General features: G+C 62.1%; 21 protein-coding genes. 11 read left to right on the forward strand and 10 right to left on the reverse strand.

Going from position 1 to position 23,681, the window contains the following annotated elements; translation table 11 throughout:
- Positions 1-162: 162 nt before the first annotated feature.
- Both carB and carA read right to left on the reverse strand, forming a co-directional pair.
- Positions 163-3,417, reverse strand: a complete 3,255-nt coding sequence (carB, locus tag JK202_RS04495) for a carbamoyl-phosphate synthase large subunit (RefSeq protein ID WP_211558600.1) — start codon at positions 3,415-3,417, stop codon at positions 163-165.
- 3 nt (positions 3,418-3,420) lie between these two features.
- On the reverse strand, positions 3,421-4,788 hold the full coding sequence (carA, locus tag JK202_RS04500; protein WP_211558602.1) for a glutamine-hydrolyzing carbamoyl-phosphate synthase small subunit: 1,368 nt from the start codon (positions 4,786-4,788) through the stop codon (positions 3,421-3,423).
- A gap of 261 nt (positions 4,789-5,049) precedes the next feature.
- On the opposite strand from carA, the gene JK202_RS04505 reads away from it, so the two are divergent.
- Positions 5,050-5,505 carry a GatB/YqeY domain-containing protein gene (locus JK202_RS04505; RefSeq protein WP_211558604.1) on the forward strand — a complete coding sequence of 152 codons (456 nt, stop codon included), beginning with the start codon at positions 5,050-5,052 and terminating at the stop codon, positions 5,503-5,505.
- Positions 5,506-5,565: 60 nt separating this feature from the next.
- Here the strand turns inward: JK202_RS04505 and JK202_RS04510 are convergent, their stop codons facing one another.
- Positions 5,566-6,285 (reverse strand): helix-turn-helix transcriptional regulator, encoded by a 720-nt coding sequence (locus JK202_RS04510; RefSeq protein WP_249199589.1) that lies wholly within the window; start codon positions 6,283-6,285, stop codon positions 5,566-5,568.
- Between the two features lie 187 nt (positions 6,286-6,472).
- Between JK202_RS04510 and JK202_RS16485 the strand changes: the two genes are divergently transcribed.
- From JK202_RS16485 to JK202_RS04525, 3 genes are all read left to right on the forward strand, one after another.
- The gene (locus JK202_RS16485; protein ID WP_211558606.1) at positions 6,473-7,357 is read left to right on the forward strand and encodes an NAD(P)-dependent oxidoreductase; all 885 of its coding nucleotides are present in this window, start codon (positions 6,473-6,475) and stop codon (positions 7,355-7,357) included.
- Positions 7,358-7,411: 54 nt separating this feature from the next.
- On the forward strand, positions 7,412-7,771 hold the full coding sequence (locus JK202_RS04520) for a nuclear transport factor 2 family protein (RefSeq protein ID WP_211558608.1): 360 nt from the start codon (positions 7,412-7,414) through the stop codon (positions 7,769-7,771).
- Positions 7,772-7,843: 72 nt separating this feature from the next.
- The gene (locus tag JK202_RS04525) at positions 7,844-8,794 is read left to right on the forward strand and encodes a cation diffusion facilitator family transporter (RefSeq protein WP_211558610.1); all 951 of its coding nucleotides are present in this window, start codon (positions 7,844-7,846) and stop codon (positions 8,792-8,794) included.
- 78 nt (positions 8,795-8,872) lie between these two features.
- On the opposite strand, the gene JK202_RS04530 is transcribed toward JK202_RS04525, so the two are convergent.
- From JK202_RS04530 to JK202_RS04560, 7 genes are all read right to left on the reverse strand, one after another.
- Positions 8,873-9,247 carry a hypothetical protein gene (locus JK202_RS04530; RefSeq protein ID WP_211558612.1) on the reverse strand — a complete coding sequence of 125 codons (375 nt, stop codon included), beginning with the start codon at positions 9,245-9,247 and terminating at the stop codon, positions 8,873-8,875.
- 77 nt (positions 9,248-9,324) lie between these two features.
- Positions 9,325-10,704 carry a PAS domain-containing protein gene (locus JK202_RS04535; RefSeq protein WP_211558615.1) on the reverse strand — a complete coding sequence of 460 codons (1,380 nt, stop codon included), beginning with the start codon at positions 10,702-10,704 and terminating at the stop codon, positions 9,325-9,327.
- A 124-nt stretch (positions 10,705-10,828) separates the two neighbouring features.
- On the reverse strand, positions 10,829-11,812 hold the full coding sequence (locus JK202_RS04540) for a zinc-dependent alcohol dehydrogenase family protein (RefSeq protein WP_211558617.1): 984 nt from the start codon (positions 11,810-11,812) through the stop codon (positions 10,829-10,831).
- Positions 11,813-11,835: 23 nt separating this feature from the next.
- On the reverse strand, positions 11,836-12,867 hold the full coding sequence (gene adhP, locus JK202_RS04545) for an alcohol dehydrogenase AdhP (RefSeq protein WP_211558619.1): 1,032 nt from the start codon (positions 12,865-12,867) through the stop codon (positions 11,836-11,838).
- Positions 12,868-12,891: 24 nt separating this feature from the next.
- Entirely contained in the window at positions 12,892-14,313 is a 1,422-nt protein-coding gene (locus tag JK202_RS04550) for an NAD(P)(+) transhydrogenase (Re/Si-specific) subunit beta (RefSeq protein WP_211558621.1), read from the reverse strand.
- Positions 14,310-14,639 (reverse strand): NAD(P) transhydrogenase subunit alpha, encoded by a 330-nt coding sequence (locus JK202_RS04555; RefSeq protein ID WP_211558623.1) that lies wholly within the window; start codon positions 14,637-14,639, stop codon positions 14,310-14,312. The genes JK202_RS04550 and JK202_RS04555 overlap by 4 nt, the downstream gene beginning before the upstream one ends.
- Entirely contained in the window at positions 14,636-15,865 is a 1,230-nt protein-coding gene (locus JK202_RS04560) for an NAD(P) transhydrogenase subunit alpha (RefSeq protein ID WP_211558625.1), read from the reverse strand. The genes JK202_RS04555 and JK202_RS04560 overlap by 4 nt, the downstream gene beginning before the upstream one ends.
- A gap of 343 nt (positions 15,866-16,208) precedes the next feature.
- On the opposite strand from JK202_RS04560, the gene dnaG reads away from it, so the two are divergent.
- The 7 genes from dnaG (at position 16,209) to JK202_RS04595 (ending at position 23,679) form a co-directional block, all read left to right on the forward strand.
- Positions 16,209-18,056 carry a DNA primase gene (dnaG, locus tag JK202_RS04565; protein WP_211558627.1) on the forward strand — a complete coding sequence of 616 codons (1,848 nt, stop codon included), beginning with the start codon at positions 16,209-16,211 and terminating at the stop codon, positions 18,054-18,056.
- Between the two features lie 166 nt (positions 18,057-18,222).
- Complete coding sequence (gene rpoD, locus JK202_RS04570) at positions 18,223-20,181, forward strand: RNA polymerase sigma factor RpoD (protein ID WP_211558629.1); 1,959 nt, start codon at positions 18,223-18,225, stop codon at positions 20,179-20,181.
- Positions 20,182-20,204: 23 nt separating this feature from the next.
- Entirely contained in the window at positions 20,205-20,780 is a 576-nt protein-coding gene (locus tag JK202_RS04575) for a GNAT family N-acetyltransferase (RefSeq protein WP_211558631.1), read from the forward strand.
- A 159-nt stretch (positions 20,781-20,939) separates the two neighbouring features.
- On the forward strand, positions 20,940-21,422 hold the full coding sequence (gene rpsF, locus JK202_RS04580) for a 30S ribosomal protein S6 (RefSeq protein WP_211558633.1): 483 nt from the start codon (positions 20,940-20,942) through the stop codon (positions 21,420-21,422).
- 5 nt (positions 21,423-21,427) lie between these two features.
- Positions 21,428-21,718, forward strand: coding sequence for a 30S ribosomal protein S18 (gene rpsR / locus JK202_RS04585; RefSeq protein WP_062494891.1), 291 nt, complete (start codon positions 21,428-21,430; stop codon positions 21,716-21,718).
- A 10-nt stretch (positions 21,719-21,728) separates the two neighbouring features.
- Positions 21,729-22,325, forward strand: a complete 597-nt coding sequence (gene rplI / locus JK202_RS04590; protein WP_211558635.1) for a 50S ribosomal protein L9 — start codon at positions 21,729-21,731, stop codon at positions 22,323-22,325.
- Positions 22,326-22,458: 133 nt separating this feature from the next.
- Positions 22,459-23,679 (forward strand): cyclopropane-fatty-acyl-phospholipid synthase family protein, encoded by a 1,221-nt coding sequence (locus tag JK202_RS04595; RefSeq protein ID WP_211558637.1) that lies wholly within the window; start codon positions 22,459-22,461, stop codon positions 23,677-23,679.
- The last annotated feature ends 2 nt before the right edge of the window (positions 23,680-23,681 follow it).

The following is a 23,681-nucleotide window of genomic DNA, read 5'->3' on the forward strand; positions in this document are numbered from 1 at the left end:
CTCAGATGAGAACAACGGCGGCGAAAAGGAAAATATTCATAAACCCACACCTACCCCTACGGCCCCTCCTTCTGCAGAGGTGGAATGGTTATCGTTTCCAGTGTGACGCCAGAGTGAGAGCCCGCCGGATCGCTTTGATCGGCGGGCTGATCACTACAGGTCTCAGAACGTCCCTTTGAAGTAGGACTGAAGCGGGGCGACGCCCAGATCGTCTTCCTTCAGAACCGCGATGGCATAGGTTGCCGCACGGGCACCTGCGATCGTGGTGTAATGCGGGATGCCCATCGTCAGGGCGCTGCGACGGATTTCGTAGCTATCCTGCGCGGCCTGACCGCCCTGCGAGGTGTTGATGACCATCTGCACATCGCCCGAGCGGATGGAGTCCACACAGTTCGGACGGCCCTGCATCACTTTGTTCACGCGCTTTACGGGAATGTCGGCGGCTTCCAGACGGGAGGCCGTGCCGCTGGTGGCGAGAATGGTGAAGCCCATGGCGACCAGCTTGCGGGCGAGAGGCTGGACATGCGCCTTGTCGCTGTCACGGACAGACAGGAACACCGTGCCTGCAAGCGGCAGCGTCACACCGGCCGCAAGCTGGGACTTGGCAAAAGCCCGCTCGAAGCTGGAATCCAATCCCATGACTTCACCCGTGGAGCGCATTTCCGGGCCGAGGATCGTGTCGGCATTGGCGAAGCGATGGAACGGGAACACCGCTTCCTTGACCGCGACATGCGGAGAGACCGCCCCACCATCGAGCTTGAATTCGGTGAGCTTCGCACCCGCCATGACGCGCGCGCCGATCTTGGCAACCGGAACGCCGGTCGCCTTGGCAACGAACGGCACGGTCCGCGAGGCGCGGGGGTTCACTTCGAGGACGAAGACTTCCTGATCCTTGATGGCGTACTGGACGTTCATCAGGCCACGGATGCCCAGTTCGCGGGCCATGGCTTCGGTCTGGGAGCGCAGTTCCGTCACCAGCGCGGGAGAAAGCGTGTAGGGCGGCAGGGAGCAGGCGGAGTCACCGGAATGGATGCCGGCTTCCTCGATGTGTTCCATGACGCCTGCGACATAGACGTTCTCGCCGTCGCAGATGCAGTCCACGTCCGCTTCGATGGCGTCGTTGAGATAGTGGTCGAGCAGGACGGGGCCGGTCGAGACTTCGGGGCCGGCGGCGCGCAGGACGCCGTTGAGGTAGCGCTTGAGACCCGGCTTGTCATAGACGATTTCCATCGCACGACCGCCCAGAACGTAGGACGGTCGGGCGACGACCGGGTAGCCGACTTCCTCGGCGATCTTCTCGGCTTCCGCCGGGCTGCGGGCGATGCCGTTGCGCGGCTGGCGCAGGCCGAGCTTGCGGAGCATGGCCTGGAAACGCTCGCGGTCTTCGGCGCGGTCGATTGCGTCGGCCGGGGTGCCGAGGAGCGGGATGCCAGCTTCTTCAAGGGCGCGGGACAGCTTGAGCGGGGTCTGGCCGCCATACTGCACGATGCAGCCCAGAACCTTGCCGCCCTTTGCTTCGGTGCGGATCAGGGCGATCACGTCCTCGGCGGTCAGGGGCTCGAAATACAGGCGGTCCGAGGTGTCGTAATCGGTAGAGACCGTCTCGGGGTTGCAGTTGACCATGACTGTCTCGAAACCGGCTTCGCGCAGGGCGTAGGCGGCGTGAACACAGCAATAGTCGAACTCGATGCCCTGACCGATGCGGTTCGGGCCACCGCCGAGGATGACGATCTTGTCGCGGTTCGTCGGGCGGCTTTCGCAGTCCGGCGTGCCGAACCCACCTTCATAGGTGGAGTACAGATAGGGCGTGTCGGAGGCGAATTCGGCGGCGCAGGTGTCGATGCGGCGATAGACCGGCGTGACGGCCAGTTTTTCACGCAGGGCTGCGACATCCGTGATGCTCTGGCCGGAAAGGCGGGCGAGCTGGACGTCGGAGAAGCCCTGGGCCTTGAGACGGCGCAGATTGTAGGCGTCCGTGGGCAGGCCGTTCTTTTCGATGTCGCGCTCGGACGTCACGATGTCTTCGAGCTGGCGGAGGAACCAGGGCTCGAATTTGCAGGCTTCGTTGATCTGCTCGACGCTCAGCCCGGCGCGTAGGGCCTGCGCGGCCATCAGGATGCGCTCGGGGCGCGGCTCGGCGAGAGCGGCGAGATAGGCGTTGTGCGAACCGTCGCCGGGGGCTTCGACCGGATCGAGGCCGGTAAGGCCCGTTTCCATCGAGCGAAGACCCTTCTGGATGGCTTCGGCGAAGGAGCGGCCGACCGACATGGCCTCACCGACCGACTTCATGGATGTCGAGAGCAGCGCCGGGGAGCCGGGGAACTTCTCGAAGGTGAAGCGGGGGATCTTGGCGACGACATAGTCGATCGTCGGTTCGAAGGAGGCCGGGGTCGTTTTGGTGATGTCGTTCTTGAGTTCGTCCAGCGTGTAGCCGACGGCCAGCTTGGCGGCGATCTTGGCGATCGGGAAGCCGGTGGCTTTCGATGCCAGAGCCGAAGAGCGCGACACGCGCGGGTTCATCTCGATGACGACCAGACGGCCATCGGCAGGGTTGACGCCGAACTGCACGTTGGAGCCACCGGTCTCGACGCCGATCTTGCGCAGGCACGCGATCGAGGCGTCCCGCATGCGCTGGTATTCCTTGTCGGTCAGCGTGAGTGCGGGAGCGACGGTGATGGAGTCACCGGTATGGACTCCCATCGGGTCGATGTTCTCGATGGAGCAGATGATGATGCAGTTATCCGCGGTGTCGCGGACCACTTCCATCTCGTATTCTTTCCAGCCGAGGACAGACTCTTCGATCAGAACTTCGGTTGTCGGTGAGGCATCAAGGCCGCCCGTGACGATCTGGTCGAACTCTTCACGGTTATAGGCGATGCCGCCACCTGCGCCGCCCATGGTGAAGGACGGGCGGATGATGGCGGGCAGGCCGACATCGGCCAGTGCCGCACGGGCTTCTTCCAGCGTATGGGCGATGGTGCTGCGGGGGCTTTCGATCCCGATCTCGTCCATGGCTTCGCGGAACTTCTGGCGGTCTTCCGCACGGTCGATGACTTCTGCGTCCGCGCCGATCAGTTCCACGCCGTGCTTCTTGAGGAAGCCGGACTTGTCGAGCGCCATGGCGGCGTTCAGGGCTGTCTGGCCACCCATGGTCGGCAGGACGGCGTCGGGCTTTTCCTTGAGGATGATGCGCTCGACGAATTCCGGGGTGATCGGCTCGATATAGGTCGCATCCGCCAGACCGGGGTCGGTCATGATAGTGGCGGGGTTCGAGTTGATCAGAATGACGCGATAGCCTTCCTCACGCAGGGCCTTGCAGGCCTGTGCGCCGGAATAGTCGAATTCGCAGGCCTGTCCGATGACGATCGGGCCAGCGCCGATGATCAGGATGGACGAGATGTCTGTCCGTTTTGGCATGGCTCAGGCTCCTGCTTTAGCGCGACGGTCCATGACCGCGACGAAACGCTCGAAAAGATAGAAACTGTCGGACGGGCCGGGGCTCGCCTCGGGGTGGTATTGGACGGAGAAGGCGTCCTTCGTGGTCGAGGCGATGCCTTCGTTGGAGCCGTCGAACAGGCTCACATGCGTCACCTTCACATCGGCAGGCAGGGACTTCTCGTCTACTGCGAAGCCGTGGTTCTGGCTGGTGATTTCCACGCGGCCGGTTTCGACGTCCTTGACCGGCTGGTTGGCGCCGCGATGGCCGCGCTCCAGCTTGTAGGTCTTGCCGCCGAGAGCCTGCGCGAGAAGCTGATGGCCGAGGCAGATGCCGAAGACAGGGACGTTCGCGTCCAGAACCTTGCGGATGGCGGGGACGGCATAGGTGCCGGTTGCGGCCGGATCGCCGGGGCCGTTGGAGAGGAACACGCCTTCGGGCTTGAGTTCCAGAATTTCTTCGGCGGTGGCCGTGGCGGGCAGGACGGTGACGTCGCAGCCGGCGGTCACGAGGCAGCGCAGGATGTTGTCCTTGGCGCCGTAATCCATGGCGACCACGCGGCGGCGGTTCTCGGTCCGGGCCGGTCGGGTGGTTTCCCACACGCCTTCGGTCCAGACCCGCTTGGGCTGGGTGACCTCTTTGGCGAGGTCCATGCCTTCGAGCCCGGGCCACTGGCGGGCCTGCTCCAGCAGGGCAGCGGGGTCGATACGACCGTTTGCGGGGAAGGCTATGATCGCGGTCTGCGGACCCTTGTCGCGCAGGGTGCGGGTGATGGCGCGGGTGTCGATGCCGCTGATACCCGCGCGATTATGTTTGCTGAGCCATGTGGCGAGGGGCTCGTGGGAGCGCCAGCTTGCCGGGACGGTGATGTCTTCCTTCACGACGGCACCGAGGGCCGCCATTTTCGGGGCCTCGTTGTCATCGGCGTTCGTGCCGACATTGCCGATATGCGGGAAGGTGAAGGTCACGATCTGGCCGGCGAAGGACGGATCGGTCAGGGTTTCCTGATAGCCGGTCATGCCGGTGGAGAAGCAGAGTTCTCCGACAGCGCCTTCCGTATGGGCACCGAAGCCACGGCCCCACAGGACCGTCCCATCGGCAAGGACAAGGGCGGCGTTGGCGCCGGGAGGGCAGGGATTGGACACGTCCGTCTCTCTTTCTTGTTCTTGTGGGGTGAGGTCCGCTGTCAGGTCCTGAAGGGCGATTCCCGGCACGCGCAGCAGGGCTGGCCAGTGCTTGGTCGGGACCATGCGGGACTGGCGCCATTTGCGGACGGCTTCCAGTCCGACGCCTGCGAGGGCGGCGATCTCGTCCGCGCCTCCGGCCTTTTCGATGATTCTGTCGATGTCCATGGTCGCCTCGTTGCTGGCTGCCGGATGTACTCTGAGGCCTCTGGATAAGGGATCGGAAACGGAATGGGAAGTTTTTTCCCAAGGTCTGTTTTGCGTTCCTGGAAGATGTGGGAAGTTTTTTCCGAATGGCTTGTTTTGCGGCCACAGGGGCTGCTGGATTGTTGCAATCCGGCTTTTGTGCGATTTTGCCGCCATTCACGGAATGAGGGATGGCTCGCCAAGGGAGTTTCCTGCGGGCTGTCCGATGTAAGGAGAACGGCGATGTCGCTTCGCAAGCAGATCATGGACGACCTCAAGACAGCCATGAAGGCCGGTCAGTCCGAGACGGTGGCCCAGATCCGCGGGATCACGGCCAAGATCAAGGATCTGGACGTTGCCGCCCGCGCCAAGAGCGCTGAGGTGACGGATACGGACATCATTTCCGCCTTGCGTTCCATGATCAAGTCCCGCACGGAGTCCGCCACGATGTATCGTGACGGCGGCCGTCCGGAGCTGGCGGAAAAGGAAGAGGGCGAGATCGCGACGATCAAGTCCTATCTGCCGCCGGAACTCGACGAAGGTCAGCTCAAGGCTGGGATCGAGGACGCCGTGAAGAAGACGGAAGCGGCTGGCATGAAGGACATGGGCAAGGTCATGGCCGCGCTGAAGGAGCGTTTTGGCGCGGATCTGGACCCGGCGAAGGCCAGTGCGCTGGTGAAGGCGCATCTCTCGGCCTGATCCGTCGATCAGAGTTTGACGTTGCAGGAAGCCGTCCCTTCGGGGGCGGCTTTTCTGTTTTCAGGGCGTCCGGCAGAGCCTTGCGTAATCGCCGGGCCGGTAGCCCGTATTTTTGTGGAAGGCTGTGGCGAAGGCGCCGAGGCTCTCATAGCCGACGTCCAGTGCCACGCTGGCTATGCTTTCGCCGCGTGCCAGTTTTTCCTGTGCGTTCAGGATGCGCAGGCGTTGCCGCCAGACGGAGAACGGCAGTCCCGTCTCAAGTGTGAAATGGCGGACGAAGGAGCGGAGCGACATGGCGGCCAGCCTGGCCCAGTCTTTCTGGTCGCGGGGGTCTGCCGGGTTGTCGCTCAGGGTGTTGGCGACGCGGCAGAGTTGCTCGTTTTTCGGGAAAGGCAGGGACACGGAGGCGCGTGGGGCGGTCAGGAACTCGTGCCAGAAACATTCCGCAAGTCGGCCGATATGCGCGTCCCATCGGGTTTCGTCGGCGTCGTGGGAGAGGCGATCCGCCAGAGCGGTGAGAAGGCGTGTCCCGCCTGCGAGAAAGGGTTCGTCCGGCAGATCGGAGCATTTTGCTGCGCTGACATACAGGCTCCAGCCTGCGACGGCGCCGTGGGAGCGGGCTTCGTGCAGGAGCCGGGGCGGGAGCCAGAGGCACTGGCCGGGACCAATCAGCCAGTAGGCGTGCTCGGTGCGGATGGCCATGACGCCGCTCTCTATGCCGAAGATCTGGCCCCGTTCATGGGCGTGGCGGTCTGCGACCCGGCGTGTGTTCTGCTTCATGTGTCCGCCAAGGAGCCATGGTGTTGTGGAGGTGGGATGTTCGGCTGCGGCGGGGGTCATAAAGGAATTGGCGCACATGAGTCGAACTATGGCCTGTGAGCGGGGGAACGCCAAAATGACTTTCGCTAGAACTGTGGTGTCCGGGCGGGTTTGAAGTCCTGAACGGAGTGTTCAGCGGGAGATCAGGATGATGAAAGTCGGTTTTGTGGGCCTCGGGGCCATGGGACATGCGATGGCGGAGCGTCTTCTCAAGGGAGGGCACGAGCTTGTCGTGACCAACAGAACGCGTGAGAAGGCGGATGATCTGGTGGCGCAGGGGGCTGTTTTTGCCGAGACGCCTGCGGACGTGGCGCGGCAGGTGGAGGTTGTGTTCTCCATGCTGTTTGACGATGCCAGCACGCAAGAGGCTGTGTTCGGAGAGCATGGCATCGCGACGGGTCTGGCGCCGGGTGCCATTCATGCATGTAGCAGTACGCTGTCTCTGGAGCAGGCGCGCCGTTTGCGGGACGGGCATGCGGAGCGCGGGCAGGTTTATGTCAGTGCCAATGTGCTCGGGCGGCCGCCGGCGGCGAAGGCAGGTGAGCTGTTCGTGGTGACGGCGGGAGCGGAGGAGGCGCTGAAGCGTCTGCGGCCTTTGCTGGAGTGCTTCGGATCCAAGATTTTTGAAGTGGGGCAGGATCCGGTTCAGGCCAATCTGGCCAAGCTGTCGCTGAACTTCATGATTTATTCGACGATCGAGCAGATGGCGGAAGTCTTCGCGCTGAATGAAAAGGCCGGGACGGATCCGCATGCGATCTTCGAGATCATGACGGGCAGTTTCTACAACGCGCCGGTTCATAAGAATTACGGAAAGCTGATGGTCGATCATGAATACGACCATCCCGGCGCGCCGGTGACGCTGGGGCTCAAGGATATGGAGATGTTTCTCAAGGCCGGTGGGGAGCATGGGGTTCCGCTGCCTTACGCCTCGGTGGTGCGTGACCGGTTGCTGAGTGCGATCAGTGCCGGGGATGCCGAGCGTGATTTCGTCGTGCTGCTGGAGCGGGCGCGGCAGGACAGTGGGCTGAAATAGGTGTCAGGACATCTTGAGGCGTCCGGTCGTGCTCCGGAGAGGATCATTCGGGACATGTTCGCCATGTTTGCGGATTTCGGGTCCGATCTGGACGCGCTGACGACGTTCATGACGCCCGATTATCGCCAGCTTGTGGATGGGCGCGAGATGACGCTGGCGGATTTCCGCACTCATGCGCTGGCCCTGCGGGAGGGGCTTTCCTCTCTGGAAATCGAGATCCTGCATCTCGTCTGTGAGAAGGATCGGGCGGCGACGGTTCATCTGGCGTCCGCGACCCGGCCCTGCGGGGCGCGGAGCGTGATCCGGGTGGTGGCGTTCTATCGGTTTCGGGAGGGGTGCATCTGTCTTGTGGATGAACTGACGCGTGTTCAGGACGGCCATGAAGCGGATGGTGCGCTTGGAAGCCTGCAATAGCGCGCGACAGGGTTTGACAGGGCCGCGCCGAGGTCCTCACTCTGAAATCCGGTTTTTACGGATGAGGCCAGAATGTCGGCAGGTGGTTCAACAAAGGTCGTTTTCATTGCGCTGGGAGTCAATCTTGCGATTGCCTGCGTGAAGGGGGTGGCGGCTCTGCTCACCGGCTCGGCCGCGATGCTGGCGGAGACGGTTCATTCCTTTGTCGACTGCGGCAACCAGCTTCTGCTGCTGGTGGGCATGAAGCGCGCGGCGGCTCCGGCGACGATGCATCATCCTTTGGGGCATCACCGGGAGCTTTATTTCTGGACGCTGGTGGTGGCGGGTGCGCTGTTCATTGGCGGCGGGGTCGCGTCTTTGCATGAGGGCTGGGAGAAGGTCTGGCATCCGGCGGCGATGGAGCCGATCCATGTGCTGGGGCATGTCTTTCCCGGCTGGTGGCTGAATGTGGCCATTCTCGGGATTTCGGGGAGCATGGAGGGCTATGGTTTTCTGGCGGCCATGAAATCCCTTCCATCCGGGAAAGGTTCCCTGTGGACCATGATCCGCCGCAGTACCGATCCGGGGCTGTTTGTCGTGCTGTTCGAGGACGGCGCGGCGCTGGTCAGTCTGATGATCGCGCTGGTCTTTACGGTGCTCTCCGTCGTGACGGGATGGCATGTTCTGGACGGTATGGCGTCGCTGCTTATCGGGCTTGTTCTGGTGATTGTCGCGGTGTTGCTGACGAACGAGACGCGCTCTCTGCTGGTCGGGGAGAGTAATCCGGAAATTGACGCGTTTGTGCGGGTGGAGGCGATGAAGCTGCCGGGTGTGGTCGGGGTCAACGAGGTCGTGACCGAGACGCGGGGGCCGGGGAGCATCATTGTCCTGCTGTCGCTGGACTGGGACGACACGCTGACGGCCGGGCAGGTGGAGCAGGGGGTTTCGGCGCTGGAGCGGGTAACGCGGGCGCGGTATCCGTCGGTTCTGCGGATGTATGTCGAAGCGCAGGACCGTAAGGACGGAGTGCCGCTTCCGATCTGAAACGGGCTTGAACGCAAACCGGGCTCCCGCGAGGGGAGCCCGGAGTGTTTCCATCATCGGGAAATGATGACGTCAGTCTTACTGGGGCTGCGCCGGAGTAGCGGCGGCCGGTGTGCCAGCCGGAGCTGCATCCGTACCATTCATCTGGCCGGGCTTGGTGGAGTGTTCCACGTCATAAGCTGTAGCCTTCTCCTCGTAGGACCCCTTGGCGCCCGGATGAGCCTTGTCATACAGGGCAGCCTTCGCGCGGGCTTCCTTGCGGTAACGGTGACGGACATACATGCCCGTCACGCAGCCACCCATGGCGCCCAGGACGCCATGATGGTTGGCGATATGGCCACCGACAGCACCGGCGGCGCCGTATTTGATGCAACCGCCCGGTTCTGCTTCTGCCGTGGTGATTGACGTCGCCAGCAGACCGGCTGCGGCGGCAAGCATCAGGTACTTTTTCATGAACGTTTCCTGTTTTCCAAAGCTGCCGGAGCACCCGGTAGCAGAGAGACACGCTCGAGCATGCCTCAACCCGGCTTTTAGAACAACCGGGTGGGGCAGCGCACAACATTTTCAGCCGGTGCCCGGAAGGTCCAGACGGTGCCGTCTGGTTCGTGGCAGCAAGAACTGCTGGCACCGGGGATCGACCGGGGATTGTGTTCGATGACGATCGAGCCGAAGCCGCGCCGATCCGGGGTTTTCACGGTCGGGCCGCCGTTTTCCTTCCAGCACATGCGGAAGATGGGGCCGCCTTCTTCGTCGAGCAGATCCCAGCTGACGGTTACGGTTCCTGTGTCGTTCGACAGGGCGCCGTATTTGATGGCGTTGGTTGTCAGTTCATAGATGGCCAGCCCGATGCGGTCGGCGGTGGCGGGAATAAACTGAAGCGCCGGATCCCCCTCGATCCGCAGGCGCGTGGTGGGGAAATCTCCGGCCACGACGGTCTGGGAGGTGACGACGTCGTGGACAGTGGCACCTGTCCATTCGCCATGGATCAGGAGGTCCTGACTGCGCGAAATGGAGGTGATGCGCTCTTCCAGAACCTTGACGAAGGGGGCTGCGGGATCGGGAACTGTGCGCCGGATCAGGGCCTGGAAGATGGCGAGCATGTTCTTTGAGCGATGGTTCAGCTCGTTGAGGAGCAGGGCGATCCGCTGCTCGTTCTCGCGCTGGGTCGTCACGTCTCGCGAGACGCAAAGAATGGCCTCGACTGTCTGGTTGGGATTGAGCAGCGGGGTCAGCATGTTGTCCCAGTGTCTCGTGGGCTGACCGGGGAGCTGGCTGACGCCCATGAAGCGGGCATTCTGTCCCTCTGCGGCGTCCCTCAGGGCTTCACCACCGGGGGTGTGGGCCTCGCATGGAAGCAGATCGAGCCACCGCATGCCGAACCCGGAGTTGCTATCGACGCCCAGTGCGTTGCAGCCGGCCGTGTTCATATGAACCAGCGTGCCATCTTTCGTGATTTCCTTGATGCAGTCCACGCTGACATTGAGCATCCGGTCGCGGATGTCGGCCTTGTGAAGAAGGTCCTCTTCGTGGCGTTTCCGCTCATGAATGTCTGTCAGGATGAGGATGCGGGCGGCGCCCTCGCTGCTGGAGAGCGTGCGCTGGACGATGCGTAGGAGGAACCAGCGGTATTGTCCATCAGGGTTCCGGATGCGGAAACTTGTGGTCCGGGTGGTGTCTGACGGTGTGGTTTTGTGCAGGACGCGGGTGACGTCTGCCTGATCTGCGGGGAGGACGATCGGAAGCCATTTTGGAAAAGGGAGCGGGACCCCAAGGTCTGCAGCCTGCTGCTTCCAGGCCGTGTTGAAGTGCATGGTGCCCGTGTTGCCGACAGACTCCATGCAGATCAGGTCAGGCAGCAGATCAAAGGCGGGACAGGAAATGTCTGGTGGGGCGGTTTGTGTCTGTCCCATGTTTCTTTCTGACGGCAGCGCGCGGTATTGCGATGGTTTCGGGATCCATGCGCGATACTTACTGTCGCGCTTTGAGATATTTACCCTGAAAAATCATCTTTCTGAAACCCGCTTCTGACGCGGATCAGGGCAGCAATACGGCGGCACCGTCGAAACGGCCGTGCCGAAGGTCATCGAGCGATCTATTGGCGTCCTTGAGGGCATAGGGCGTGTTGGTCACTTTGATGCCGATTTCCGGAGCGATTTTCAGGAACTCCAGACCGTCCTGCCGGGTCAGGTTTGCGACGGAAACGATTTCGCGCTCTTCCCACAGCGTATCGTAGGAAAAGGCCGGGATTTCGCTCATGTGGATTCCGCCACACACGACTTTTCCGCCCTTGCGAATGGCCTTGAGACCGGCGGGGAGCAGGGCGCCGACGGGAGCGAAGAGGATGACGGCGTCGAGTGGCTCGGGCGGGAGTTCGTCCGAGCCACCGGCCCAGATTGCGCCGAGGGAGCGGGCGAAATCCTGTTTCTGCGTGTCACCAGGTGAGGTGAAGGCATAGACGTCGCGGCCCTGCCAGCGTAGGACCTGCGTGATGATATGGGCGGCCGCACCGAAGCCGTAGAGGCCGATCTTCCTGCCGTCGCCTGCCTTGTTCAGGCAGCGCCAGCCGATCAGCCCGGCGCAGAGCAGGGGAGCCAGATCCTTGTCTTCGCCCTTGTCACCCATCGGGAAGGCGTAACGGGCATCGGCGACCGTCATGGTCGCGTAGCCGCCATTGCGGGTGAAGCCTGTGAAGAGGGGATGGTCGCAGAGATTTTCCATCCCGTGCGTGCAGTAATAGCAGTGTCCGCAGGTATGCCCGAGCCAGGGCACGCCGACCCTCTCGCCCACCGACAGACCGGTGACATTGCTGCCCAGTTTGTCGATCCGGCCGACGATTTCGTGGCCGGGGATGATGGGGAGGGTGGAGTGGGGGAGTTCGCCATCCACGACATGCAGGTCCGTCCGGCACACGCCGCAGGCGCCGATCCGGATACGGATTTCATCGGGGCCGGGCTCGGGATCGGGGAGTTCGACCCATTCCAGAGGGGTGTGGTGGGCTTTGAGCTGCATGGCGAACATGGCGTGTTCTCCTGGGGCTGTTTTCAGGACCGGAAATCGAGCACTGTCCGGCCTTCGAGGCGACCATTCTGCAGATCGTCGAAGATCGTGTTGATGCTTTCAAGCTTTCCAGGTGTGACGACGGATTTGACCTTGCCGCGGGCGAAGAAATCCATGGCTTCGATCATGTCCAGCCGTGTGCCGACGATGGAGCCACGGATGGTGGTGCCGTTCATGACCATGTCGAAGATCGAAACCGGGAAGTCGCCGGGTGGCAGTCCGTTCAGGACGATGGTGCCGCCGCGCCGGGCATAACCCATGGCCTGCGAAAACGCTGTCCGTCCGACAGCGGTGACGAGCGCGCCATGTGCGCCGCCGATCTGCTGCTGGATGAATTTGGCAGGATCAGTGTCCTTGGCGTTGACCGTCAGTGCCGCGCCGAGCGTCTTGGCGGTGGTGAGCTTTTCGTCATCAATATCCACGGCGACGACATTCATGCCCATGGCGACGGCGTATTGCACGGCCATCTGGCCCAGGCCGCCGACGCCCGAGATCGCGACCCACTGTCCCGCGCGCGCCTCGGTCATTTTCAGGCCCTTATAGACCGTCAGGCCTGCGCACAGGACCGGGGAGGCCTGAAGCGGGTCGATGGTCGAGGGTAGATGCGCGACGTAGTTGGGGTCTGCCACGACATATTCGGCGAAGCAGCCATTGACGCTGTAGCCGGTGTCTTCCTGCTTTTCGCAGAGTGTTTCCCAGCCGGCGAAACAGTGTTCGCAGTGACCGCAGGCGGAGTAGAGCCAGGGCACGCCCACGACATCGCCGGTCTTGACGAAATCGCCGACCTGACTGCCGACGGCGACGATATGGCCGACGCCTTCATGGCCGGGAATAAATGGCGGGTTGGGTTTGGACGGCCAGTCCCCGCGCGCGGCGTGCAGGTCGGTGTGGCAGACGCCGCAGGTATCGACCTTCACGAGGATCTGGTGGGGCTGGATGTCCGGGATGGGCAGCCGCTCGATGGAGAGCGGCTTGCCGAATTCACGGACGACGGCGGCGAGCATGGTATCAGCCATGGGAAAGGCTCCTTCTGGCGGGTGTTACGAGGCGGAGAGGCCCTTGACGGCCTCCACCATCTTGGACAGCACGGCCTGCGCATCGCCGAAGAGCATGGCGCAGTTGTCTTGGAAGAACAGCGGGTTCTGCACGGCGGAATAGCCCATGCCCATGCCGCGCTTGATGACGAAGACCTGACGGGCTTTGTCGGCATTCAGGATCGGCATGCCGTAGATCGGGGAGGACTTGTCCGTCCGGGCAGAGGGGTTCACCACGTCGTTCGCGCCGATGATGAGGGCGACGTCGGTATCGGCGAAGCTGTCGTTGATGTCGTCCATGTCGTAGATCATGTCGTACGGCACGCCGGCTTCGGCGAGCAGAACGTTCATGTGGCCCGGCATGCGTCCGGCGACCGGGTGGATCGCGAATTTCACGTCCACGCCCGCGGCCTGAAGCAGTTTGACGAATTCGTAGAGCTTGCCCTGGGCCTGTGCGACGGCGAGGCCGTAGCCCGGCACGATAATGACCGTGGAGGCGTAGCGCATCGTGGTGGCCGCATCGCCCGCAGCGACGGATTTGGCTTCTTTCTGCGGGCCTGTGGCAGCGGCGGCGGTGGCTTCACCGAAATTGCTAAACAGGACGTTGGTGATGGAGCGGTTCATGCCCTTGGCCATCATGACCGTCAGCAGCGTACCGGCAGACCCCACGACCATGCCCGCGATCATCAGGGCCGGATCGGCCATGACATAGCCTTCAAGACCGACGGCAAGGCCCGTGAAGGCGTTGTACAGCGAGATCACGACCGGCATGTCGGCACCGCCGATGGGGACGGTCATGCAGATGCCGCAGAGCAGCGCGCCCATGAAGAACAGCAGGGCGAACAGGCCACCGCCGGGCTGGTGGTACTGGGCGACGGCCATGACGCCGAGCAGGATCGTCAGCATGAAGACGGCGGCGTTGACGATGCGCTGTCCGCCGAAGCGGATCGGTTTGTTCATGCGGCCGTCGAGCTTGGCCCAGGCGATAAGTGAGCCGGAGAGCGACATGCTGCCGATCAGGCCACCGGCGACGGTGACGAGAAGCTGGCCGATGCCGGTGTCTTTCGGGCCGGTCAGGGCGATGACGGACACGGCCGCGGCAGCGCCGCCGCCCATGCCGTTGAAGAGGGCGACCATCTGCGGCATCGCGGTCATGGCGACGCTGCGGCCTTTCCAGCCTGCCCAACCACCACCGATGACGAGTGCGAGCACGGCGAGGATGACGTTTACGACGATATGGGGCTGGGCTGCGTCGGAAACGCTGAAGATCTGGAGGAAGCTGGCCGCGACGACGAACAGCATGCCCCAGCCTGCGGTCACGATGCCCGAAACGGCCGTGACGGGGGAGGACATGCGCTTGAGGCCATAGACCAGAAGAGCCGAGGCGATCAGGCCGCTGAGGGCCACGATATAGGCGAGCAGGATCATGACTTGGCTCCTGAGGCCGGGGCCGGCGTCGCGGGTTTGGTGCTGGGTTTGAACATGGCCAGCATCCGGTCGGTCACGACATAGCCGCCAACCACGTTACCGGCGCCAAGCATGACGCCCAGAAAGCCGACAACCTGTTCCAGAACGGACGAGGCGTTGAACAGCGCACCGAGAGCGCCGACGACCACGATGCCATGCACGAAGTTCGAGCCGGACATGAGCGGCGTGTGCAGGATGGAGGGGACGCGGCTGATGACCTCATAGCCCGTGAAAGCCGCGAGCATGAAGATGTACAGGGCGATGACGAAGGTCATTGCGGTGATCATTTTGCGGTCTCCTTGCCCGCGTCGTTTGCGGCGGGAGTTGTGGGCGCGGGAGTGGCGGCGGGAGCAGGGGCAACAGGCGCGGGCGGGGCTGGCGAATTCGGATCCACGGCGGTGCGGATGCCATCATTCGTGATGTAGCCGTCATGCGTGAGCGCCGTGCCGGAGATGACTTCGTCCGTGAAGTCCGGGGCCAGACCCTTGTCCTTGGTGATGATCTGCTGGAGCAGATGCATGATGTTCTTGGAGTAGAGTTCGCTGGCCTGTTCGGCGAGCATGGACGGGACGTTGATAGGGCCAACGATGGTGGTGGGGCCGACCTGAACGGTCTGTCCGGCCTGCGTGCCTTCGCAGTTGCCGCCGCCTTCCGCGCCGAGATCGATGATGACCGCGCCGGGTTTCATGGCGCTGATCTGTTCGGCGTCGATCAGGCGCGGAGCATGCTTGCCAGGAACGGCCGCTGTCGTGACGATCAGGTCGGAGCGGGCGATGTGGTCGCTCAGCGCCTTGCGGACCTTCTGCTTCTCGTCATCCGTCAGTTCGCGGGCATAGCCGCCCTGACCGGTGGCATCGACGCCGGTATCAACGAATTTCGCACCCAGCGACTGCGCTTCTTCCCGTGTTTCGGGACGGACGTCATAGCCTTCGGTCACGGCGCCAAGGCGCTTGGCGGTAGCCAGAGCCTGAAGGCCCGCCACGCCAAGGCCCATGACCAGAACCTGTGCGGCGCGCAGGGAGCCGACGGCCGTGGTCATCATGGGCAGGATCTTGGGCATGTGCACCGCGCCCATCAGGACGGCGTAATACCCGGCCAGCGTAGCCTGGCTGGAGAGGGCGTCCATGGCCTGTGCGCGGGAAATGCGGGGCACCAGTTCCATGGCGAAACAGGTGATTTTTCCGTCCCGCAGGGCCTTCACCAGATCCGGGTTGTTTCGGCCGTAGATGAAGGAAATAAGGATGGCGCCGGGCTTCATGGCCTTGACCGTTTCCAGCGTTGGCGGCTGGACGGCGAGGACGATGTCCGCATCTGCCAAGAGTGCGTTGCGGTCCGGCGAGAGTGTGATGTCCTTGTAGGTACTGTCGGGGTAGGACGAGGCGATGCCTGCACCCGTTTCCATGGAAAAAGCGATCCCCAGCGGGGCGAGTTTGTCGGCGACCTGAGGAATGAGGGCGACGCGGCGTTCCCCGCCTTCATCGCGTTCTTTCAGGACTGAAATCTTGACAGTCATTGGCTGCGATCCTGTGTCTGTCGTCGGGCGCGGGCTGTCGCCAAAGAAGAGGCTGAACAGGAAAGGCCCGTGCCCCGTTCGATGTCACCATGACGCCTGTTTGGGGCGGAAACCATTGATGGATATCAAAAGGAAGAAATTATATCTGCGTGGAAATTATTCGTAATGACCGATCGGTCATTATGATTTTGTGACATCACTGACCGATTGGTCAGTTTTCTGCGGTCTGCCGCAATGGCACGCGCGGTGGATTTCGGGAAAAAGTTTCCTTTAAACAGAAGGGCTGGCGCTGTATGCGCTCGGGAACCTTCTTTCCAACCCGCATGAAAGGCTCTTCCTGCCCATGGCAATTGATGCTGCTTTTCTGGACGAACTGCGCAACCGGACTCCGCTTCCGTCGCTGATCGGGCGACGTAACAAGTTGGTGAGGTCCGGGCGGAACTGGAAAACCTGCTGTCCGTTCCATGGTGAGAAGACACCGTCCTTCTACATCTACGACGACCATTTCCACTGCTTCGGCTGCGGCGTGCATGGCGATGCAATCAGTTATGTGATGCAGAGCGAGGGGCGCAGTTTCCCCGAAGCCGTCGAGCAGCTTGCCTCCGAAGCCGGACTCGAGGTTCCGAAAGCGGACGCGCGGACGCAGGAACGGGCCCGGGAGGCGCAGTCGCTTGGGGACGTGCTCAATCTCGTGCAGGAGAGCTATCGCCGTCGGCTGTACCGGCCGGAGGGGCGTGAGGGGTTGGCCTATCTGCGCGGGCGCGGGCTGACGGAAGAGACGATCGAGCGGTTCGGTCTGGGTTGGTCCGGTGACGGGCGGCAGTTGCTGGACGAATTGCGGCCGCATGGGGTGACGGTCGAGATGCTGATCCGGGCCGGCATCATGCGCGTGGATGAGCAGGGGGCTCCCAAAGGGGAGCTGTTCTTCAACCGTGTGACGTTCCCCATCCGGGACCGGCGGGGAAGCATGATGTCCTTCGGCGCCCGCACGCTGGGGGACGGACAGCCCAAATATCTCAATGGCCCGGAAACCGCGCTGTTCTCCAAGCGGCGCACGCTGTTCAATCTCGATCTGGCGCGTGAAGCCGTGCATCGCGGGGCGGAGCTCGTGGTGGTCGAGGGGTACATGGACGTCATTGCCATGGATCAGGCGGGGTTCGGGGGGGCCGTGGCTCCTCTGGGCACTGCGATGGGCGAAGAGCAGCTTGAGCTGCTGTGGCGCATGTCGCCGTCACCGATCCTCTGTCTTGATGGCGATGCGGCGGGTGCGCGTGCGGCGTTGCGGGTGTGTGAGGTCTCGCTGCCCCTGCTGGCGCCGGAGCGGACGATCCGGTTCTGTCGGCTTGATCCGAAGGATGATCCGGACAGCCTGATCCGCAGTCGCGGACCGCGGGCCATGCAGGAAGTCCTGTCCGGTGCGACCTCGATGGCGGAGGAGCTGTTCGGGCTGCTGACGGTGGGACTGGTGGATCCGGGGCCGGACCAGCGGGCGGCCCTGCGTGAAAAGCTGGTGGCGCTGTCGAAATTGATCCCCGATCGTTCTCTGGCATCGGAATATCGCAGCACGCTTCTGGACATGTTCTTTGCCCGCTTCAGGCGGAAAAAGACCTTCCAACGCAAGGGAGGCGAGAGTCTGCCGCTATCGACGCAGGCGCCCGGGGCAATGCGCGATGTGGAGTCGGGAAATCTGGAGCGGCTGAACATCATGACGGCGATGCTGCTTCACCATCCCGATATCCTTCCGGAAGTGGAACAGGCTTACAGTGGTCTGCGCCTGCCGCCCGAGCTGGACCGTCTGCGTTCGGCAATGCTGGACTGGTCCTGTCAGGAAGAGGAACGTGAGGACCTGACGGCAGAGAGCTGCATGGCCTGGCTTGAAGAGCATGGACTGACCGATCTGGCGCAGGTGGTCAAAAGTGGTCCGCTGCCCCGCGGGGTTGGAGACGGCAAGGTCAAGGACGAGATCCTGAAGGTGGATGTCATTGAAAGCTGGTGGCATTTTTATGCGCTGGTCAATTTCCAGACTTTCGAGCGGACATTGGAAGAGGACGTAACCCGGGCCGTGATTGAAGGTGACATGGAGCCGTTTGTCGATGAAAACGGGAACAGTGGGCTGCGTTTTCCCAATGCGCTGATGACCCGTCTTCGGGTCCGCGATGCCCTGAAAAGCGGAGAGCGGGTCGGAGAGTAAGAGCGCTGCGGAGAGGGCTCCGCCATGCCGGAAGAAATGATTCCGGAACGATTTTTATTCCCGAAAGGTTGCATTCTTTGGGGTGCCAATCTTGACTTCGGGCGCAGGATCGACCACCTGCACGCTGCCGGATTGCTAACTCGCGGCGGAGTTGACGGAGAGACGAATGGCGACGAAAACAGCCTCTGGAACGGATCGGAACGCGCAGGAGCAGGAGGGGGACACCACTCTCCTTGATACGCAGTCCGCTGCCGTCAAGCGGCTGATCGCCAAAGGGCGTGAACGCGGGCATATCACCTTTGACGAACTGAACGCTGTCCTTCCGCAGGACCAGATGTCTTCCGAGCAGATCGAGGACGTCATGGCGGCCCTGTCCGAAATGGGCATTCAGGTCATCGAGAACGAAGAGCAGGACGAGGCTGAAGCGCCTGCGGAAAAGGAAGCCGAAGGCGAGACCGAGGAGGCCGAAGGTCCGCAGGGCGGTAACGTCGATGCCGAGGCTGCCAGCCGCACGGATGATCCGGTCCGCATGTATCTGCGCGAGATGGGCTCGGTCGAGCTGCTGTCGCGCGAAGGCGAGATCGCGATTGCCAAGCGGATCGAGGCTGGCCGCGACGAGATGATCGGCGGCCTGTGCGAGAGCCCGCTGACGATTCGCGCCATCATCTCCTGGCATGAGCGCCTCAAAGACGGCGAGATGCTTCTGCGCGACATCGTCGATCTCGAGGCCAGCCAGGGCGGCGGTCCGGATCCCGAAGCAGTCGAGGGTGAAGAAGGCGACGAGGCATCCGAAGAGGAAGACAAGGCCGAGGACGAGAGCGAAGAAGCCGACGGTGAGCAGCAGGAGGGCAGTGGCCTGTCCCTGTCGGCGCTGGAAGAAAAGCTGAAGCCGGAAATCCTGGCCCGTTTTGAAGCCATCGAACCGCTGTATCACAAGCTTCGCAAGATCCAGATCAAGCGCATCGAAGCCCTGACGGGTGGCGAGGATCACTCGGACAAGTCCGAGCAGACCTACGAGAAGCTGCGTCATGAGCTGGTCAGCCTTGTTGAGCAGGTTCATCTGCACAACAACCGGATTGAGGAGCTGGTCGCGCAGATCAAGATGCAGGTTCAGAAGCTGAACAGCGTCGAAGGCCGGATGATGCGTCTGGCCGAGAACTGCAAGATTTCGCGCGATGACTTCCTGATCAAGTATCGCAGTCGCGAACTCGATCCGACCTGGCTGGACAGCATTTCCACGCTGCCGGGCAAGGGCTGGAAGAACCTGACGACCAAGCACATGGACCAGTTGCGCAACCTGCGTGGCGAGATTGCGGCCCTGTCGCATGAGACGGGTCTGCCGGTTGGTGAGTTCCGTCGCGTCTATGCGACTGTTTCCCGTGGTGAGCGTGATTCCACGCGCGCCAAGAAGGAAATGATTGAGGCGAACCTGCGTCTGGTGATTTCGATCGCCAAGAAATACACGAACCGTGGTCTGCAGTTCCTAGATCTGATTCAGGAAGGCAATATCGGTCTGATGAAGGCCGTGGACAAGTTCGAGTACCGTCGCGGCTACAAGTTCTCGACCTATGCGACCTGGTGGATCCGGCAGGCGATTACGCGTTCCATCGCGGATCAGGCCAAAACGATCCGTATTCCGGTTCACATGATCGAGACGATCAACAAGCTGGTCCGTACGTCGCGCCAGATGCTGCATGAGATCGGGCGCGAGCCGGCTCCGGAAGAGCTGGCCGAGAAGCTTGGCATGCCGCTGGAGAAGGTCCGTAAGGTCCTGAAGATCGCCAAGGAGCCGATCTCGCTTGAGACGCCGATTGGTGACGAGGAAGACAGCCATCTCGGTGACTTCATCGAGGACAAGACGGCCGTTATTCCGCTGGATGCCGCGATTCAGACGAACCTGCGTGAAGCCACGACACGCGTTCTGGCGTCCCTGACGCCGCGTGAAGAGCGTGTGCTGCGGATGCGCTTCGGCATCGGCATGAACACTGACCACACCCTTGAGGAAGTGGGCCAGCAGTTCAATGTGACCCGTGAGCGTATCCGTCAGATCGAAGCCAAGGCGCTGCGCAAGCTCAAGCACCCGAGCCGCTCGCGCAAGCTGCGGTCCTTCCTCGACGATAACTGATCGTCGGGCGGGAGACCGGGGCAATGCTGCCGGACTGGCTTAAGCCGAAAGGGACATCCACCCGCCTGGCGGTGGATGTCACCTTTCTGGAAACATGTTCCCCCCGTCCATATCCAATCCTGCCCGAAGGATATTCCCTGTTGCGTATGACGGGGGATGGGGCCGTTCCGCTCTATCGCGCTCTGTATACGGGGGTTGGGCAGGACTACTGCTGGTGGATGCGCCGGTCGATGCCGGATGCGGAACTGGCGGATATCCTCCAGAATCCCGCGGTTCATTTCATGGTTCTGCATGACAGTTCGGGTGAGCCTGTCGGATTTTACGAGCTGGATCTGAGGCAGGGCGGGGATGCCAATCTGGCCTATTTCGGTCTTCTGCCGCCAGCGATGGGGCGTGGTCTGGGGCGGGCGCTGCTGGATCACGCCATTGCACGCGCTTTCGGGGCCGGAAGCTGGCGGCTGCGGGTTAATACCTGCACGCTGGATCATCCGCATGCGCTCCCGAATTACCGGCGGGCGGGGTTTGCGATCCGGTATGCGGTGCCCGAAACCTGGGATGTTCCGGATGAATATGTCCCGGAAAGACTGAGGCGACTCTGAGTTAAGACTTGCCTTTGGGCGCTCTGCATGATTAATGCCGCCTTTCCCTGCCGGGCGATGTGGCATCGCACCGGCTATACCTGTGCCCTGAAACACGGGCTCTGTTTCCGGCATGGGCCGGAGCCAGTCGCAGGTTGACCTCATCCGAAGGGAGTATTCATGCCATTGTATGAAAGCGTGCTCATCGCACGTAACGATGTGTCGCAGGCTCAGGTGGAAACCCTGGTCGAGACCATCGAAACCCTGCTCAAGGACAACGGCGGTTCCATCCAGAAGCGCGAGTTCTGGGGTCTGCGTTCGCTCGCATACCGCATCAAGAAGAACCGCAAGGGCCATTACGTCCTGCTGGGTCTTGACTGCACCCCTGACACGCTGCGCGAGCTGGAGCGTCAGCTGGGCCTGAACGAAGACGTGCTGCGCGTCCTCACGCTGCGCGTTGACGAGATCGACGAGAACCCGTCTCCGGTTCTGGCTCGCAAGAGCGACGATCGTGGCGATCGCGGTAACTTCCGTGGCGGCTCCAAGCCGGCTGGTCGTTTCGAGAGCGGCCGTGGCGGTCCCCGTCGCAGCAGCGAAGACCGTGAAGAATATCGTGCACGTGGCGAGCAGGAAGATGCTCGTGAGACGGCCGGAGCGGAGTAAGAAACATGTCCGAGACCATCACTCCCGACGTCAGCGAAGTGAACCCGGCTGCCCGTCGTACGGCAGTTGGCGCACGTCGTCCGTTCTACCGTCGTCGCAAGTCCTGCCCGTTCTCCGGCCCCAACGCGCCGAAGATCGACTACAAGGACGTGCGTCTGCTGAGCCGCTTCCTCTCGGAGCGTGGCAAGATCGTGCCGAGCCGCATCACGGCCGTTTCGGCCAAGAAGCAGCGTGAGCTGGCACAGGCGATCAAGCGCGCCCGCTTCCTCGCCCTGCTCCCCTACGTTGTGAACTGAGGAGAGCATCATGTCCCAGACCGCACTGATCCTGCTGCAGCGGGTTGAGCATCTCGGCCAGATGGGCGACCTGGTGCACGTGAAGCCGGGTTATGCCCGTAACTTCCTGCTGCCCCAGGCCAAGGCCATGCGCGCCACGGTTGCCAACAAGAAGCGTTTCGAGACCGAACGCGCCCAGCTTGAGGCCCAGAACCTCAAGAAGCGTGAAGAGGCCGAGCGTCTTGCCGAGCGCATGCACGAGCTGTCCGTCGTCATCATCCGCCAGGCTGGTGACAGTGGAAGCCTGTACGGTTCCGTCAGCACCCGCGACATCGCGGCTGCAGCAACGGAAGCCGGCCTGACGATTTCGCGTCAGCAGGTTGTTCTTGCACACCCGATCAAGCAGCTTGGCCTGACGGAAGCACGCATCGTGCTGCATCCGGAAGTGTCCATCCCGCTGACGGTGAACGTTGCCCGTTCCGCTGAAGAAGCCGAGCGTCAGGCTCGTGGCGAAGCAATCGGCGAGCAGGACGAGGATGAAAACATCCTTGGTGAACTGCAGGCTGAGAATGCCGCCGAAGAGGCTGCTGCCGAAGCAGGCGAGGCATCGGAAGAAGCCGAAGGCTGATACCGCTGACCTTGTCCTTGAAAACCCGGCCGGGAATATTCCCGAGCCGGGTTTTTTTGTGCCCGTTTGACTGGCAGGATACAACTACAGGCCCGTTGAGGCTTTTTGCCGGTATTGGAAACAGGAGATCGGAATGAAGCGGATTCTGGATTTTGTCTTGAGAAAGTTCATCCAGACAGGAAGCCTGAGAGTCACGTTCTGTGACGGTACTGTCCGCACCTATCGCGGGCCAAAGCCAGGACTGGCGGCAGGGCTGCATCTTCGTACACCGCAGGCCGAGCGGGCCCTGATCATTAATTCCGGTCTCGCTTTCGGTGAAGAATACATGGCGGGCAGTATCGTGCCCGACGGCTGTACGCTTGAGACGCTGCTGAGCGTCCTGATGGAAAACATCAACGGCCATGGTCATGTCTTCGAAGAGATCGAGGACCGTCTGCGTTATGTGACGCGGGCCTGGAAGACGCTGAACTCCCTGAAGAAGTCCCGCAGCAATGTCGCGCACCACTATGATCTGAATGGCACGCTGTACGATCTGTTTCTGGACAAGGACCGGCAATATTCCTGCGCCTATTTCGAGCGCGAGGATATGACGCTGGAGGAGGCGCAGGTTGCCAAGAAGCGGCATATTGCAGCCAAGCTCAATCTGGATCGTCCGGGCCTTGAAGTGCTGGATATTGGCTGTGGCTGGGGCGGTATGGCGCTGACACTGGCGAAGGATTATGGCGCGCAGGTTCTGGGCATCACGTTGTCACGCGAACAGCTTGAAGTGGCGCGTAAGCGGGCGAAAGACGAGGGACTGGAGGGACAGGTCCGGTTCGAGCTGATCGATTATCGTAACCTGCATCAGCAGTTCGACCGGATTGTCTCGGTGGGTATGTTCGAGCATGTTGGACCGCCGCAGTTCGAAGCATTTTTTCAGAAAGTGAAGGCCTGTCTCAAGCCGGATGGCGTGGCGTTGATCCATTCTATCGGACGTATGGACGGCCCAGGGACGACCAATCCCTGGATCCAGAAATATATCTTTCCCGGTGGATATTCACCGGCACTGAGCGAGACGCTGGCGGCGATCGAGCGGTCAGGGCTGTGGATGACGGACTGCGAGGTCCTGCGACTGCATTACGCGCGCACGCTGGCGGAATGGCGCAAGCGCTTCGATGCCAATCGTGACAAGGTTCTGGCGCTGTATGACGAGCGGTTTGTCAGGATGTTCGAGTTCTATCTCGTGGGGGCTGAGCTGGCGTTTCGGGTGCAGGGGCACATGAACTTCCAGCTTCAGCTGACACGCTCGATCGACGCCGTGCCGTTCACGCGGGACTACATGTTCGAGCGTGAACGGGAAAGCGCAGGTCAGTAAGG

The sequence above is a fragment of the Gluconobacter sp. Dm-62 genome, from assembly GCF_018256155.1.
GTDB lineage: Bacteria > Pseudomonadota > Alphaproteobacteria > Acetobacterales > Acetobacteraceae > Gluconobacter.